The organism is Nocardioides sp. Root240 (assembly GCF_001428825.1).
Classification (GTDB): domain Bacteria; phylum Actinomycetota; class Actinomycetes; order Propionibacteriales; family Nocardioidaceae; genus Nocardioides.
This window is the reverse complement of record NZ_LMIT01000013.1, coordinates 16,800-31,718: the sequence shown is the minus strand read 5'-3', so window position 1 is coordinate 31,718 and position 14,919 is coordinate 16,800. Positions and strand designations below refer to the sequence as shown.

The 14,919-nt window shown below is 71.9% G+C and carries 14 protein-coding genes; 11 read left to right on the top strand and 3 right to left on the bottom strand.

What is annotated here, in order from left to right:
• Positions 1-3 precede the first annotated feature (3 nt).
• From ASE20_RS17510 to ASE20_RS17490, 5 genes are all read left to right on the top strand, one after another.
• Positions 4-495 carry a CinA family protein gene (locus tag ASE20_RS17510; RefSeq protein WP_200952858.1) on the top strand — a complete coding sequence of 164 codons (492 nt, stop codon included), beginning with the start codon at positions 4-6 and terminating at the stop codon, positions 493-495.
• Between the two features lie 62 nt (positions 496-557).
• On the top strand, positions 558-2,861 hold the full coding sequence (locus ASE20_RS17505; RefSeq protein WP_056895879.1) for a catalase: 2,304 nt from the start codon (positions 558-560) through the stop codon (positions 2,859-2,861).
• 45 nt (positions 2,862-2,906) lie between these two features.
• The gene (locus tag ASE20_RS17500; protein WP_056895878.1) at positions 2,907-3,701 is read left to right on the top strand and encodes a class I SAM-dependent methyltransferase; all 795 of its coding nucleotides are present in this window, start codon (positions 2,907-2,909) and stop codon (positions 3,699-3,701) included.
• The gene (locus ASE20_RS17495) at positions 3,701-4,192 is read left to right on the top strand and encodes a YfbM family protein (protein ID WP_056895877.1); all 492 of its coding nucleotides are present in this window, start codon (positions 3,701-3,703) and stop codon (positions 4,190-4,192) included. Before ASE20_RS17500 ends, ASE20_RS17495 begins: the two co-directional genes overlap by 1 nt.
• A gap of 89 nt (positions 4,193-4,281) precedes the next feature.
• On the top strand, positions 4,282-5,466 hold the full coding sequence (locus ASE20_RS17490; RefSeq protein WP_056895876.1) for a glycosyltransferase 87 family protein: 1,185 nt from the start codon (positions 4,282-4,284) through the stop codon (positions 5,464-5,466).
• Here the strand turns inward: ASE20_RS17490 and ASE20_RS17485 are convergent.
• A complete protein-coding gene (locus ASE20_RS17485) occupies positions 5,434-6,024 on the bottom strand; it encodes a 1-acyl-sn-glycerol-3-phosphate acyltransferase (protein WP_056895875.1) in 591 nt (196 codons plus the stop codon). The genes ASE20_RS17490 and ASE20_RS17485 overlap by 33 nt on opposite strands.
• A gap of 37 nt (positions 6,025-6,061) precedes the next feature.
• Positions 6,062-6,232 (bottom strand): hypothetical protein, encoded by a 171-nt coding sequence (locus ASE20_RS24825; protein WP_157538682.1) that lies wholly within the window; start codon positions 6,230-6,232, stop codon positions 6,062-6,064.
• Between the two features lie 91 nt (positions 6,233-6,323).
• Between ASE20_RS24825 and ASE20_RS17480 the strand changes: the two genes are divergently transcribed.
• The 4 genes from ASE20_RS17480 (at position 6,324) to ASE20_RS17465 (ending at position 9,824) form a co-directional block, all read left to right on the top strand.
• Complete coding sequence (locus ASE20_RS17480; protein WP_157538681.1) at positions 6,324-6,746, top strand: Fur family transcriptional regulator; 423 nt, start codon at positions 6,324-6,326, stop codon at positions 6,744-6,746.
• 26 nt (positions 6,747-6,772) lie between these two features.
• Positions 6,773-8,983 carry a catalase/peroxidase HPI gene (gene katG, locus ASE20_RS17475; protein WP_056895873.1) on the top strand — a complete coding sequence of 737 codons (2,211 nt, stop codon included), beginning with the start codon at positions 6,773-6,775 and terminating at the stop codon, positions 8,981-8,983.
• An 80-nt stretch (positions 8,984-9,063) separates the two neighbouring features.
• Positions 9,064-9,363, top strand: coding sequence for a GNAT family N-acetyltransferase (locus tag ASE20_RS17470; RefSeq protein WP_056895872.1), 300 nt, complete (start codon positions 9,064-9,066; stop codon positions 9,361-9,363).
• Positions 9,360-9,824, top strand: a complete 465-nt coding sequence (locus ASE20_RS17465; RefSeq protein ID WP_056895871.1) for a carboxymuconolactone decarboxylase family protein — start codon at positions 9,360-9,362, stop codon at positions 9,822-9,824. Before ASE20_RS17470 ends, ASE20_RS17465 begins: the two co-directional genes overlap by 4 nt.
• A 19-nt stretch (positions 9,825-9,843) precedes the next feature.
• On the opposite strand, the gene ASE20_RS17460 is transcribed toward ASE20_RS17465, so the two are convergent.
• Positions 9,844-10,605: an SDR family NAD(P)-dependent oxidoreductase gene (locus tag ASE20_RS17460; protein WP_056895870.1), complete on the bottom strand. Its 762-nt coding sequence runs from the start codon at positions 10,603-10,605 to the stop codon at positions 9,844-9,846.
• 84 nt (positions 10,606-10,689) lie between these two features.
• Between ASE20_RS17460 and ASE20_RS17455 the strand changes: the two genes are divergently transcribed.
• Positions 10,690-12,468, top strand: a complete 1,779-nt coding sequence (locus ASE20_RS17455) for an ABC transporter ATP-binding protein (protein ID WP_225869229.1) — start codon at positions 10,690-10,692, stop codon at positions 12,466-12,468.
• Positions 12,469-12,498: 30 nt separating this feature from the next.
• Positions 12,499-14,919, top strand: coding sequence for a leucine--tRNA ligase (gene leuS, locus ASE20_RS17450; protein ID WP_056895868.1), 2,421 nt, complete (start codon positions 12,499-12,501; stop codon positions 14,917-14,919).

Genomic DNA, 14,919 nt, shown 5'->3' with positions numbered 1-14,919 from the left:
GCCGTGGCCGACCTGCGGACAGAGGCCGTCACGGGCGTCGTGGAGCAGATCGCGCAGCTCGCGGCCGAGCGGTCCCTGACGGTCGCGTGCGCCGAGTCACTGACGGCCGGCGCGATCGCCGGCGCCCTGGCGCGCGGCGAGGACGCCGCGTCGTGGTTCGCCGGGAGCGTCGTGTCCTACATGAGCGAGGTGAAGTTCGAGGTGCTCGGCGTCACCGAGGGCCCGGTCGTCACCGCTTCCTGCGCCGAGGAGATGGTGTGCGGCGTGAGCACACTGCTGGGCGCCGACGCGGCGGTCGCCGTCACCGGCGTCGGCGGACCGGGGGAGGAGGAGGGTGAGCCGGCGGGGACCGTCTTCGTCGCGACGCGGGTCGGGTCCCGGAGCGCCGTCACCCGGCACCAGTTCGACGGCGACCCACCGACCGTGCTGGAGCAGACCGTCGCCACGGCGATCGGCCGGCTGCTCGCGAGCCTGCGTGCGGCGTACGACGGGTAGGGGCGGGCGGGATCATCGCCGCGTCGGCGGGTACAGGCAGCGTCTACCCCAGGGAGGCAGCGATGACGGATGCCGGCAAGGCGGCACGGGTGATCAGGAAGGCCGTGAAGAGCACGGTCGCGCAGGCAGCGGAGGCGGCACTCGCGTGGGTCGAGGACCGCGGTCCCGGCGAGGTCCCGGGAGCACCCGCGTCGAAGGCACCGCCTCTCGAGGAGCCGACGAAGCCGGTCGACCCGTTGCCTCCGAAGCCCGACCAGGCCGGGCCCGACCGTCGTACGGCGACGGGCGCCGAGACCCTCGCGACGCCGGCGGACGTCGCGCAGCAGGGCCGCTTCCTCACCACCTCGGCCGGCGCCCGGCTCAGGGACACCGACCACTCGCTCAAGGCCGGGGAGCGCGGCCCCACGCTGCTCCAGGACCACCACCTGCGCGAGAAGATCACCCACTTCGACCACGAGCGGATCCCCGAGCGCGTCGTCCACGCGCGCGGCGCCGGTGCGCACGGCGTGTTCATCGGCTACGGCAACGCCAAGCCGGTCTGCAAGGCCGCCTTCCTCGCGCGCAACGTGGAGACGCCGGTCTTCGTGCGCTTCTCGACGGTGCTCGGGTCGCGCGGGTCGATGGACACCGCGCGCGACACCCGGGGGTTCGCGACGAAGTTCTACACGTCGGAGGGCAACTTCGACCTGGTGGGCAACAACATGCCGGTCTTCTTCATCCAGGACGGCATCAAGTTCCCCGACGTGATCCACGCGGGCAAGCCGCACCCGGACCGGGAGATCCCCCAGGCGCAGAGTGCCCACGACACCTTCTGGGACTTCGTCTCCCTGCACACCGAGGCCCAGCACCACGCGCTCTGGAACATGTCGGACCGGGGCATCCCGCGCTCCTACCGGATGATGGAGGGCTTCGGCGTCCACACCTTCCGCACGGTCAACGCGTCCGGTGAGACCGCCCTGGTGAAGCTGCACTGGAAGCCGAGGCTCGGCGTCCACTCGCTCTCCTGGGAGGAGGCGCAGATGCTGGGCGGGGTCGACCCGGACTTCCACCGGCGCGACCTCGCGGACGCGATCGAGGCCGGCGCGTATCCGCAGTGGGAGCTGGGGATCCAGGTGTTCGCGGACACGCCCGAGCAGACCTTCGAGGGGATCGACCTGCTCGACCCCACGAAGCTGGTCCCCGAGGAGCTGGCGCCCGTCCAGGCGGTCGGCCTGCTGACCCTGACGGCCAACCCCACCAACTACTTCGCGGAGACCGAGCAGGTCGCCTTCCACGTCGGCAACCTCGTGCCCGGGATCGACGTCACCGACGACCCGCTGCTGCAGGCCAGGCTCTTCTCGTACGTCGACACGCAGCTGCTGCGGCTCGGAGGGCCGAACTTCAACCAGATCCCCGTCAACCGTCCGCACGCGCCGGTCAACGACATGCTCCGCGACGGCTTCCACCAGAACGCGGTTCACGCCGGTGTGGCGCCGTACAAGCCGAACTCGCTGGACGGTGGCTGTCCGTTCTTCGCCGGCGCTGCTGCGCGCGACCACGCGTTCGTCGACGTACCGGTGCCGGTGGCGGGCGTGAAGGAGCGGGGCGCGCCGCCCTCCTTCGACGACCACTTCAGCCAGGCGCGGCTGTTCTGGACGAGCATGACGCCCGTGGAGCAGCAGCACATCGTGCTCGCCTACACCTTCGAGCTGTCCCGCTGTCACGAGCCCTCGATCCGCGAGCGGCAGCTCCGTGCGCTCGCCAACATCGATCCGGTTCTCTGCGCCGAGGTGGCCACCGGCGTGGGCCTGCCGGCCCCGGAGCCGAGCATCCCCCTGGCGGAGCCCGTGCCCAGTGCCGCGCTGTCCCAGCTCGGCGGGACCTGGCCCGCGGAGGGCCGCACGGTCGGGATCGTCGTGGGTGAGGAGACGGGGCAGGCCCTCGCCGACCTCCGCGCCGCCAGCGACGCGGTCCGCGCGGCCGGCGCCGTACCGCTGGTCGTGGCCGCGCACGGAGGCGAGCTGGGCGACGGGACGAGGATCGATCGGACCTTCGGCGCCACCCGGTCGGTCGAGTACGACGCCGTCGTGCTCGTCGGCAGCCCGCCTCCCGCACCGGACGCGCTACCGGTTCGCGACACCAAGGCCGGGGAGCCGGCCGCTCTGCTCGACCCGCGGGTCGTGCTGCTCGTGCAGGAGTGCTTCCGTCACGCCAAGGCGGTCGGTGCGAGCGGTGACGGCGTGGGCGCACTGCCGGAGGTCGGCATCTCGGGCGAGGAACCCGGCGTCGTCGTCGGGGAGGACGCTGCCGAGGTCGTCGCCGAGGTCCTCGCGCTCCTCGAGTCGCACCGGGTGTCGGAGCGGTTCGCCCCGGCAGAGGTGGCCTGAGCCAGGAGGGGCGACCCGGGAGGCCCGACGCAGTAGCCTCGCCCCATGACGTCGAGCGACTCGGCCTTCGTGGGGCGGATCCCCGAGATCTACGAGGAGCTCCTCGTGCCGCTCGTCTTCGCCGAGCCCGCCGGCCACCTCGCCGCAGCCGTGCTCGCCAGCGATCCGCACGACATCCTCGAGACGGCGGCCGGCACCGGGGTCCTGACCCGGGTGCTGGTCGCCGGGGGAGCGGCGAGCATCACCGCGACCGACCTGAACGAGCCCATGCTGGTCGCCGCGGAGGCGCTGTGCCCCTCCGAGCGCGTGAGCTGGCAGGTCGCGGATGCGCTCAGCCTGCCGGTGCCCGAGGCGTCGTACGACGTGGTGGCGTGCCAGTTCGGCGTGATGTTCTTCCCCGACAAGGTGCGCGGGTACGCCGAGGCGCGGCGCGTGCTGCGCCCGGGCGGCAGCTTCCACTTCAACGCCTGGGACCGGCTCGAGGCCAACCCCGCCTGGGCCGTCGTGAGCAACGCGCTCAACGCCGTCGTCCGCACCCCGCTGGGGTTCCTGCGCCGGATGCCGTACTCCTACTACGACGCCGAGCTCATCGCCAGCCACCTCGAGGCGGCCGGCTACACCGACTTCGAGGTCCGGCGGATGACCGGCACCAGCGTCTCCGACGCCGACCACACCGCGCGCGCGATCTGCCAGGGCACGCCCCTGCGCGGCGAGATCGAGGCGCACCCGGAGATCGACGTCGAGCGCGCCACCGAGGTCGCCACGGCCGCGCTGCGGGAGGCCTACGGGGACGGCGGGTTCGAGGCGCCGATCAGCTGGCTGCAGGTCAGCGCGTCCTGATGGGGTTGCAGGCGGCGTACACCCGCATCGACGAGGCCACGCTCGACCGGCTCACCGACCTCGACCCCGACCACCTCGTCGACGAGATCGACCGGCTCGAGGAGGGCGGCGCGCCCACGACGTACCTCGACAAGATGTGGGACGGGCTGCACTTCGCGCTGACCGGCGTCCCGGCGTCGGCACCGATCGAGGGCGACCGGCTCAGCGAGGCGGTGGTCGGGGTGCACGCGTTCGACAGCGACGACTTCATCGGGTGCACCGAGGCCGGCGAGCTGACGGCGATCGTCACGGCCCTCGAGGCCGTCGACATCGACGCGGTGCTCGCCCGTCAGGACTTCGCTGCCTTCGCGGCGGCCGAGGTCTACCCGAGTGTCTGGGGCGAGGACCCCGTCCGGCTGCGTGCCGACCTGGCCGAGGCGTTCGCGCTCCTGGTCGAGGCGCACCGCGCGGCGGCATCGGCCGGCGACCACCTGCTGGTGACGATCTTCTGAACGTCGTTCCGGCGACCATCCGGTGAAGTCTGCGTACGTCCGTGTCCGCGACGCCTCGCGGGCCGATCCGGCGACCTAGCCTCGGGCGGGTGGAGTCCCGCCTCGCCCGTCGCCTGCTCGCCGTCCTCGCCCTCGGCGTCGGCCTGTGGTGCGCGCTGCTCGCGTGGCGCTGGAGCTGGTTCATCGACCTGCGGGTCTACGAGCTGGGTGCCGGCGCGCTCTTCGGAGGCGACCTCTACGGCGTCCGCTTCCACGTCGCCGACCTGCCGTTCACGTACCCGCCCTTCGCCGCGGTCCTCATGCTCCCGCTGGCGGTCCTCCCGACCTGGCTGAGCGCCTTCCTGTGGTCGCTGGCCTGCGTGGTCGTGCTGGCCCGGGTCGTCGACCTCACCCTCCGTGCCTGCGGTACGACGCCGACGGGCCTGCTGCTCCCCGCCGTCGTCGCCGTCGCCCTGCTGGCCGAGCCGGTCTGGTCGACGTTCTCGTTCGGACAGGTCAACCTGTTCCTGATGGCGGCGGTCCTCGCCGACGTGCTGCGCCCCGAGCGCAAGCACGCCGGCTGGCTGGTCGGCCTGGTCGCCGGCATCAAGCTGACGCCGCTGTTCTTCGTCGCCTTCCTTCTCGTGATCGGCAGGCGGCGAGCGGCCGGGACGGCCGTGGCGAGCTTCGCCGCCACCGTGCTGGTGGGCGCGGTCGCGGCGCCGCGCGCGTCCTGGGCCTACTGGACCGACGTGCTGTGGGACCCGGGCCGCGTCGGCGGCGTCGAGTACGCCGGCAACCAGTCCGTGCTCGGCATCCTGAGCCGCGCCCTCGGGCACGAGGCGCCGACGCTGCTCTGGTTCGCCGTCGCCGGTACGACGGCCGCGGCCGCGCTGCTCGCCGCCGCCCTCGTCTGGCGGTCGGCCTCACCGGCGGCCCGTCCGCTCGCGGCCTGCACGGCGGCGTACGGCATGCTGCTCGCCTCGCCGATCTCGTGGGACCACCACTGGGTGTGGCTCGTGCCGACGGCGATCGCCCTGTGGCACAGCGGCCTGTCGCGGGCGCGGGTCGTTGCCGGCGTGGTCGCGGTGGTGGCCTTCTCGCGGGCGATCTGGTGGGCGCCCTTCCGCAACGGCAAGGAGTACGACTGGGGGTTGTTCGCCAGCATCAGCGGGAACGCCTACGTGCTCGTGGCCCTGCTGCTGATCGGCGCGACCCTGGTCTGGGGCGTCGCCGCCGCGCGGGCGACGCGGGGAGCGGGATCAGTCGCCGAGGGCGACGTCCTCCTCGCGTAGCCGCGGCTCGGTGCGGTTCTCGGGCCGGACGCCGTGCTTGTCGGCGTAGAAAGCGCGGACCATGTCCATGTCGGCGCGGACGTCGCCGGTCGGGTGGAAGGTCGGGCCCATGCCCAGGGTGCGGCTCGGGCCGTCGACGAAGCCGAGGCTGATCGGGAGCCCGGTCTGCTGGGAGATCCGGTAGAAGCCGGGCTTCCAGTACTCGCCCTTGCTGCGGGTGCCCTCGGCGGCGATGACGAGCTGGAAGGCGTCGTCCCCCTGGGCTGCCGCCAGCAGGGCACGGATCGTCGCGCCGGGGCTGGACCGGTCGAGCGGGATGCCGCCGGTCTGGCGCAGGATCCAGCCGACGACGCCCTTGAAGTACCGGTCGGCGACGAGGACCCGCGGACGCACGCCGTTGGCCCACGCGATCATCAGCATCGCCACCCAGTCCCACTGCGACGTGTGCGGCGCGCCGACCAGGATGCCGGCCTCGGGCACGTCGCCGACGAGGCGCCACCTGGTCGCGCGCAGTGTCGTGCGGGCGAACGCGCGCCGGACCCTCATCGTGTGTGCCATGACGCGACCGTAGCGGTACGCCGCCCGGCGGCCTTCGTCAGTGTCGGTGCGGCGGGGTGTGGTCCGTCGGATCGGTGTCGAGGCGCTCGGGGTCGGTGGCGACGTCCTCGTTGCGGCGGCGGTCGGCGATGAACGCCCAGACGAGCCCGCCCACGATGAAGAGGGCGACGACGGCGCCGAGGACCAGCCAGGCAGGTGAGATGTCCATGCCGGGGCTGTACCCGGCGGGAGCAGGACCAGCCGCCGACGCGCCGTACTGAAGTCTTGACTCATTCAAGAAAAGTGGCAGACTGGCGGACATGCACCCGCCCGACTTCCAGCAGCAGCTGCGGGACGTCGCACTCCGGGTCACCCGTCCGCGGCTGGCCGTCCTCGAAGCGGTGCACGCCCACCCGCACGCCGACACCGAGTCGGTCATCGCGGCGGCGCGTGCGCTGCTCCCGGACGTGTCGCACCAGGCGGTCTACGACTCGCTGCACACCCTCACCGAGGCGGGCCTGGTGCGCAGCATCAAGCCCGCCGGCTCGGTCGCGCGCTACGAGACGCGCACCGGCGACAACCACCACCACGTCGTGTGCCGCTCCTGCGGCTCGATCGCCGACGTGGACTGCGCTGTCGGGCACGTCCCGTGCCTGACCGCGTCCGACTCCCACGGCTTCGTGATCGACGAGGCCGAGGTCATCTACTGGGGCGTCTGCCCCGAATGTTCCGTCCGCACCTGACCGATCACCCCCTCGAAAGGTTGAGCATGTCCGAGAACCAGGCCGGCTGCCCCGTCGCCCACGACGGCAGTGAGAGCGAGAACCCCGCGCTCTCGTCGCCGACGCCGAAGACCCACCGTCCCCGGAGCAACCAGGACTGGTGGCCCAACCAGCTGGACCTGTCGGTGCTGCACGCCCACGCGCCGGCCGGCAACCCGCTGGGTGAGGCGTTCTCCTACAAGGAGGAGTTCGCCAAGCTCGACGTCGAGGCCCTCAAGCGCGACATCACCGAGGTGCTCACCACCTCGCAGGACTGGTGGCCCGCCGACTTCGGCCACTACGGCGGCCTGATGATCCGCCTCAGCTGGCACGCCGCCGGCACCTACCGCATCTTCGACGGCCGCGGCGGCGCGGGCGACGGCGCGCAGCGCTTCGCCCCGCTCAACAGCTGGCCCGACAACGGCAACCTCGACAAGGCCCGCCGCCTGCTGTGGCCGGTGAAGCAGAAGTACGGCCAGAAGATCTCGTGGGCCGACCTGCTGGTGCTGGCCGGCAACGTGGCCCTGGAGTCGATGGGCTTCAAGACCTTCGGCTTCGCCTTCGGGCGCGAGGACGTGTGGGAGCCCGAGGAGATCAACTGGGGCACCGAGGACACCTGGCTGGGCGACGAGCGTTACAGCGGCGAGCGCGACCTGACCAACCCGCTGGGTGCGGTCCAGATGGGCCTGATCTACGTCAACCCGGAGGGCCCCAACGGCAACCCGGACCCGCTGGCGTCGGCGCGGGACATCCGCGACACGTTCGCCCGGATGGCGATGAACGACGAGGAGACCGTCGCGCTCATCGCCGGCGGCCACACCTTCGGCAAGACCCACGGTGCGGGCGACGCTGCCCTGGTCGGCCCCGAGCCCGAGGGTGCGCCGATCGAGGCGCAGGGACTGGGCTGGCTCTCGTCGTACGGCACCGGCAAGGGTGCTGACGCGATCACGTCCGGCCTCGAGGTCACCTGGACCGACAAGCCGACCCAGTGGAGCAACCGCTTCTTCGAGATCCTCTTCGGCTACGAGTGGGAGCTCACCGAGAGCCCGGCCGGTGCCAAGCAGTGGGTCGCGAAGGACGCCGAGGCGATCATCCCCGGCCCGGCCGCGGACTCGCCCAAGCGGCTGCCGACGATGCTGACCAGCGACCTCGCGCTGCGCTTCGACCCGGAGTACGAGAAGATCTCACGCCGGTTCCTCGAGAACCCCGACGAGTTCGCGCTGGCCTTCGCCAAGGCCTGGTACAAGCTGCTGCACCGCGACATGGGTCCGGTCGAGCGCTACCTCGGGCCGTGGGTGCCCGAGGCGCAGCTCTGGCAGGACCCGGTGCCGGCCGTCGACCACCCGCTGGTCGACGAGCAGGACGTGGCCGCGCTCAAGGCGAAGGTCGTCGAGTCCGGCCTCGGCGTCGCGGAGCTCGTCTCCACGGCGTGGGCCTCGGCCGCCACCTTCCGGACCACCGACAAGCGCGGTGGCGCCAACGGCGCGCGCATCCGCCTCGCGCCGCAGAAGGACTGGGAGGTCAACCAGCCGCAGCAGCTCGCGACGGTCCTCGGCAAGCTCGAGGAGATCAAGGCCGCGTTCGACGCGCAGGGCGAGAAGAAGATCTCCCTGGCCGACCTGATCGTGCTCGCCGGCTCCGCCGCGGTCGAGAAGGCCGCCAAGGACGGCGGCTTCGACATCACCGTGCCGTTCACCGCCGGCCGCACGGACGCGACCGAGGAGCAGACCGACACCGACTCGTTCGCCGTGCTCGAGCCCCGGGCCGACGGGTTCCGCAACTACGCGCGTCCCGGCGAGAAGCTCCCGCTCGAGACCCTGCTGCTGGAGCGCGCCTACATGCTGGACCTCTCGGCGCCCGAGCTGACCGTGCTGCTCGGCGGCCTGCGCACCCTCGGCACCAACGTGGACGGTTCGTCGCACGGCGTGCTCACCGCGCAGCCGGGCGTGCTGTCGACCGACTTCTTCACCAACCTGCTCGCCCCGGGCGCCGTGGTGAAGGCGTCGGAGGGCGAGGAGCACGTCTACGAGATCCGTGACGCGGCCACCGGCGACGTCCGTTGGACGGCCACCGCCGCCGACCTGATCTTCGGCTCCAACTCGCAGCTGCGAGCGCTCGCCGAGGTCTACGCGAGCGACGACGCCAAGGACAAGTTCGCCCGCGACTTCGTCGCCGCGTGGGTCAAGGTCATGGAGCTCGACCGCTTCGACCTGAGCTGACGCACCGCTCGACGCACGAGGCCGCCCGGCAACGGGCGGCCTCCGTGCGTTTTGCCCACCCGCCCGGCAGGATTGGCCCCATGACCGACGCAGGCATCACCTACGTCCACGCGCCCGACAAGCACCGCTACGAGATCCGCGACGGCGACGAGCTGGCCGGGTTCGCGCAGTACCGGCTGCCGGACGACGCCCACGTGGACTTCGTCCACACCGAGGTCGCCGACAAGTACGCCGGGCAGGGCCTGGCCGGCGGCGTCGTGGAGTTCGCGCTCGCCGACGTGCGCGCGCAGGGCAAGCGGATCATCCCGCACTGCCCCTACGTCGCCCGGTGGCTCACCAAGCACCACGACTTCGACGACATCACCGACTGGCCCGCATGAACCAGGCCGCACCGCGCCGGCACGTCTTCCTCGACAAGGCCGTGCCGGCGGCGTACAAGGCAGCGGTGGCGTTGTCGGAGCAGGCCGGCGCCGCGGCGGAGGCCGCCGGTCTCGACCGCCGCTTCGTCGAGCTGGTCAACCTGCGGATCTCCCAGATCAACGGCTGCGCGTTCTGCCTCGACCTCCACCACCGCAACGCGATCGAGGCGGGGGAGTCGGAGCGGCGGATCGCCGTGCTGGACGCGTGGTCGGAGACCAGCCTGTTCTCCGAGCAGGAGCAGGCCGCACTGCAGCTGGCCGAGTCGATCACCCGGCTGCCCGAGCCCGACGAGCGGACCTACGCCGAGGACATGGCGCGCGCCGTGCTCGGCGACGAGGCCTACAGCGCCGTCGCCTGGGTCGCGATCACCATGAACGCGTTCAACCGGATCTCGATCACCAGCCACCACCCGGTCAAGTAGCCCGGGGGCGCAGCACCGGTCAGGTGATGGTCATGCCTCCGTCGACGGCGAGCGTCTGGCCGGTGACGTAGCCGGCGGCGTCGGAGGCGAGGAAGACCAGGGCCGCGGCCAGCTCGCGCGGGTCGCCCTTGCGGCCGGCGGGGATCCGGGCCTGCTGGGACTCGAGGTAGCCCGGCGGGTAGGTCTCGGTCATCTCGGAGGCGAAGAAGCCCGGCGCGATCGCGTTGACGCGGATGCCCTTGCGGCCGGTCCACTGCTGCGCGAGGTCGCGGGTCAGGCCGATCACGCCGGCCTTCGACGCGGCGTACGCGGCCTGCGGGAGCCCGGCGGTGGTGATGCCGAGCACCGAGGAGATGTTGATGATGCTCGAGCCCGGCTGCATCACGCGGCCGCAGGCCTGGGCCATCCAGTAGCTGCCGTTGAGGTTGATGTCGATGACCTGGCTGAACTGCTCCGGCGTCTCGCGGGTGGCGGGCACGGCGGTGCCGACGCCGGCGTTGTTGACGAGGATGTCGACCCGGCCGAACTCGGCCATGGCCGCGTCGACCAGGGCCTGGCAGGACGCCGGGTCGGCGACGTCGGTCTGCACCGACAGGGCGCGGCGGCCGGCGGCCTCCACGAGAGCGGCGGTGTCGGCGAGGCGCTCGACGCGGCGGGCGCCCAGCGCGACGTCGGCGCCGGCCTCGGCCAGGGCCTTGGCGAAGTCGACGCCCAGGCCGGAGCTGGCGCCGGTGACGACGGCGACCTTGCCGTCGAGTCGGAACAGGTCGATGACGGTCATGGGGTGACGGTAGCGGCCCCGCGCGACCGGCCGGCGGACGGTCCAACTAAGGTCTACCTAAGTCATGTGCAGGGAGGCAACGCCGTGGAACCGGTGATCGAGCGACCGCTCGGGGCACTCTGGCAGCGCTACCGCCGCTACCGCGGCCGGTTCGCGCTCGCCGTCCTCATGTCGACGGTCAACAAGGTGGCCGACGTCGTGCCCGAGCTGCTGATCGGCGCGGCGGTCGACGTCGTCGTACGCGGCTCGGGGTCGTTCGTCGCCGACCTCCTCGGCGTGGACTCGCGCCACTCCCAGCTGGCATGGCTGGCGGCGATCAACGTCGTGGTCTGGGTCGTCGAGTCGGCGTCGGAGTACGCCGCCGCGGTGCTCTGGCGCGGGCTGTCGCAGGGGATCGAGCACGACCTGCGGGTCGAGGCCTACGACCACGCCCAGCACCTGCACCTGGGCTGGCACGAGTCGCGCGCCTCCGGCTCGACGCTGGCCACGCTCAACGACGACGTCAACCAGCTCGAGCGGATGCTCGACGTGGGCCTGCCGGCGATCCTGCAGACGGCCCTGAACGTGCTCCTCGTCGGCATCGTCTTCGCTATCGCCTCGTGGCAGCTGCTGCTCTACGCCTTCCTCCCGATCCCGGTGATCATCCTCGGCTCGCTCGTGTTCCAGCGCCGGCTCGAGCCGCTCTACGACCGGGTCCGCGGCGCCGTCGCCGACCTGTCAGGCGCCCTCAGCGCCAACCTGGCCGGCATCGCGACCATCAAGTCGTTCACCGCCGAGGAGCGCGAGCGCGCCCGCGTCGAGCAGGTCTCCGCGGCGTACCGGGACACCAACCTGCGCGCGATCCGGGCCTCCGCCGCCTTCGTGCCGCTGGTGCGGATGGCCATCCTCGCCGGGTTCACCTGCACGCTGCTGCTCGGCGGCTGGGCCACCCTCGACGGCGAGCTCGAGCTCGGTCTCTACTCGGTGCTGGTCTTCATGACCCAGCGCCTGCTGTGGCCGATGACCGACGTCGCCGAGGTGCTCGACCTCTACCAGCGCGGCCGCGCCTCGACCGCACGCATCCTCGCCCTCCTCGCCGAGCCGGTGACGGTCCCGGCGGGGACCCGGGCCCTCGACCGGCCGGTGCGTGGCCGGGTCGAGCTGCGCGGCGTCCGGGCCGGGTACGCCGACGGGCCGGACGTGCTGCACGACCTCGACCTCGTCGTACCGGCAGGGGAGACGCATGCGGTCGTGGGCTCCACCGGTGCCGGGAAGTCGTCGCTGCTGCGCCTGGTCCTGCGCTTCGACGACCCGCGCGCGGGCCAGGTGCTGCTCGACGGCACCGACGTGCGCGAGCTCGACTGGGACTCGCTGCGCGGCTCGATCGGCTACGTCGCGCAGGACGTCTACCTCTTCTCCGGCACCATCGCCGAGAACATCGCCTACGGCCGGCCCGACGCGACGCCTGCCGAGGTCCGCGCGGCCGCCGAGGCCGCCGCTGCGGCGGACTTCATCGACCGGCTCGACGGCGGCTACGACGCCTGGGTCGGCGAGCGCGGGGTGACCCTGTCCGGCGGCCAGCGCCAGCGGATCGCCCTGGCCCGCGCGCTGCTGCGCGACCCCGCGCTGCTGGTGCTCGACGAGGCCACCAGCGCGGTCGACAACGAGACCGAGGCGGCGATCCAGAAGTCGCTGCGACGGGCAGGGGAGAGGTGCACGACGATCGTGGTCGCGCACCGGCTCTCGACGGTCCGCCACGCGCACCGGATCTGGGTCCTCGACGGAGGTCGGGTGGCCGAGGCGGGCACCCACGACGAGCTCGTCGCGGCCGATGGTGCCTACGCCGCGCTGTGGCGCGTCCAGACCGGTGAGGCCGTGGCCTGAGTCGACCCCCGCGGCGACTATCCTTTGGCCGTGAGTGAAACGGCTGCATCCCCCGAGGTCCACTACGACGCCCATGCCGTCGAGGAGAAGTGGCTTCCGGTCTGGGAGCGCCTCGACGCCTTCCGCGCGGACGACGCGACGGTGCTGGCCGGGGACAAGCCCAAGTTCTACGGGCTGACGATGTTCCCCTACCCCAGCGGCGACCTCCACATGGGCCACGCCGAGGTGATGGCCCTGCACGACGTGCTGTGCCGCTACAAGAAGCTGCGCGGGTTCGAGGTGCTCAACCCGATGGGCTGGGACTCCTTCGGCCTGCCCGCCGAGAACGCCGCCATCAAGAACGACGAGCACCCGGCGACGTACACCTACGCCAACATCGAGACCCAGTTCAGCTCGTTCAAGAAGTACGGGCTGAGCTTCGACTGGTCGCGCCGCCTGCACACCTCGGACCCCGAGTACTACAAGTGGACGCAGTGGCTGTTCCTCAAGCTGCGCGAGCAGGGCCTGGCCTACCGCAAGAACTCCTCGGTCAACTGGTGCCCGAACGACCAGACCGTGCTCGCCAACGAGCAGGTGCTGGCCGACGGCACCTGTGAGCGGTGCGGTGCGGAGGTCACCAAGAAGGAGCTCACGCAGTGGTACTTCCGGACCACGCAGTACGCGCAGGAGCTCTACGACTCGCTCGATGACCTGCAGGACACCTGGATCCCGAAGGTCGTCAACGCCCAGCGCAACTGGATCGGCCGGTCCGAGGGCGCCCACGTCGTCTTCGACATCGCGGGCCACGACCCGATCACGGTCTTCACGACGCGTCCCGACACCCTGGTCGGCGCGACGTTCATGGTCGTCGCCGCCGACGCCAAGCTGGCCCAGGAGCTGGTCGCGCCCGAGCAGGCGCAGGCGCTCGAGGACTACCTCGCCGACGTACGCAAGGCCTCCGACATCGACCGCCTCGCGACCGACCGGCCCAAGACCGGCGTCGACCTCGGCGTCACCGCCACCAACCCGTTGACCGGCGAGCAGATCCCGGTCTGGGCCGCCGACTACGTCCTCGCCGACTACGGCACCGGCGCGATCATGGCCGTGCCCGCCCACGACGAGCGCGACCGCGAGTTCGCCGAGAAGTTCGGCCTCCCCATCGTGTCCGTCTACGACGACGAACAGCCCTACGACAAGGCCGCCGAGGTGTCGAAGGCGATCGCCGCGATCGAGGCCAGCGGCCACGGCCAGGGCACGGTCAACTTCCGCCTGCGCGACTGGCTGCTCTCCCGGCAGCGCTACTGGGGTGCGCCCATCCCGATCATCCACTGCCCGGTGGACGGCGAGGTCGCCGTCCCCGAGGACCAGCTGCCCGTCGAGCTGCCCGAGCTGCGGGGCGCCGACCTGAAGCCCAAGGGCACCTCGCCCCTGGGCGCTGCGACCGAGTGGGTCAACGTCTCCTGCCCGACCTGCGGTGGTCCGGCCCTGCGCGACACCGACACCATGGACACCTTCGTGGACTCGTCCTGGTACTTCTTCCGCTACCTGTCCGCGCACGACAGCACCCAGGCCTTCGACCCGGCGCTGGCCAAGGCGTGGGGGCCGATCGACTTCTACCTCGGCGGCGACGAGCACGCGGTGCTCCACCTGCTCTACGCGCGCTTCTTCACCAAGGCGCTGCGCGACCAGGGCCTGATCGACTGGGACGAGCCGTTCTCGGCGTACCTGTCCCAGGGCAAGGTCATCAACAACGGCGCCAAGATGAGCAAGTCGCTCGGCAACGGCGTCGCGCTCGGTGCGCAGCTCGACGAGTACGGCGTCGACGCCGTGCGCCTGACGCTGGTCTTCGCGAGCCCGCCCGAGGACAACATCGACTGGGCCGACGTCTCGCCGGCCGGCTCCGCGAAGTTCCTCCAGCGCGCCTGGCGCCTGTCCGGTGACGTGACCTCGGCGCCCGGTGTCGACCTCGCCGGCGGCGACGTGGCCCTGCGCAAGGTCACCCACAAGACGGTGCACGAGGCGGCGCAGCTGCTGGACTCCTACCGCTTCAACGTCGTCGTCGCGCGCACCATGGAGCTGGTGAACGCCACCCGCAAGGCGATCGACGCGGGCTGCGGCCCGGCCGACCCCGCTGTCCGCGAGGCGACGGAGACCGTCGCGATCCTGCTGTCCCTCGTGGCGCCGTACACCGCCGAGGAAATGTGGGCGCGGCTCGGCCACGAGCCGTCGGTCGCCCAGGTGGCGTGGCCGAGCGTCGACCCGGCCCTGCTGGTCGAGGACGCGGTCACCGCCGTCGTACAGATCCAGGGGAAGGTGCGCGGCCGGCTCGAAGTCTCGCCCGACATCAGCGAGGCCGACCTGGAGGCCGCGGCGCTCGCCGACCCGGCGGTCCAGAAGGCCATCGACGGCCGCGAGGTCCGCAAGGTGATCGTCCGGGCGCCCAAGCTCGTCAACATCGTGGTCGGTGGTTGA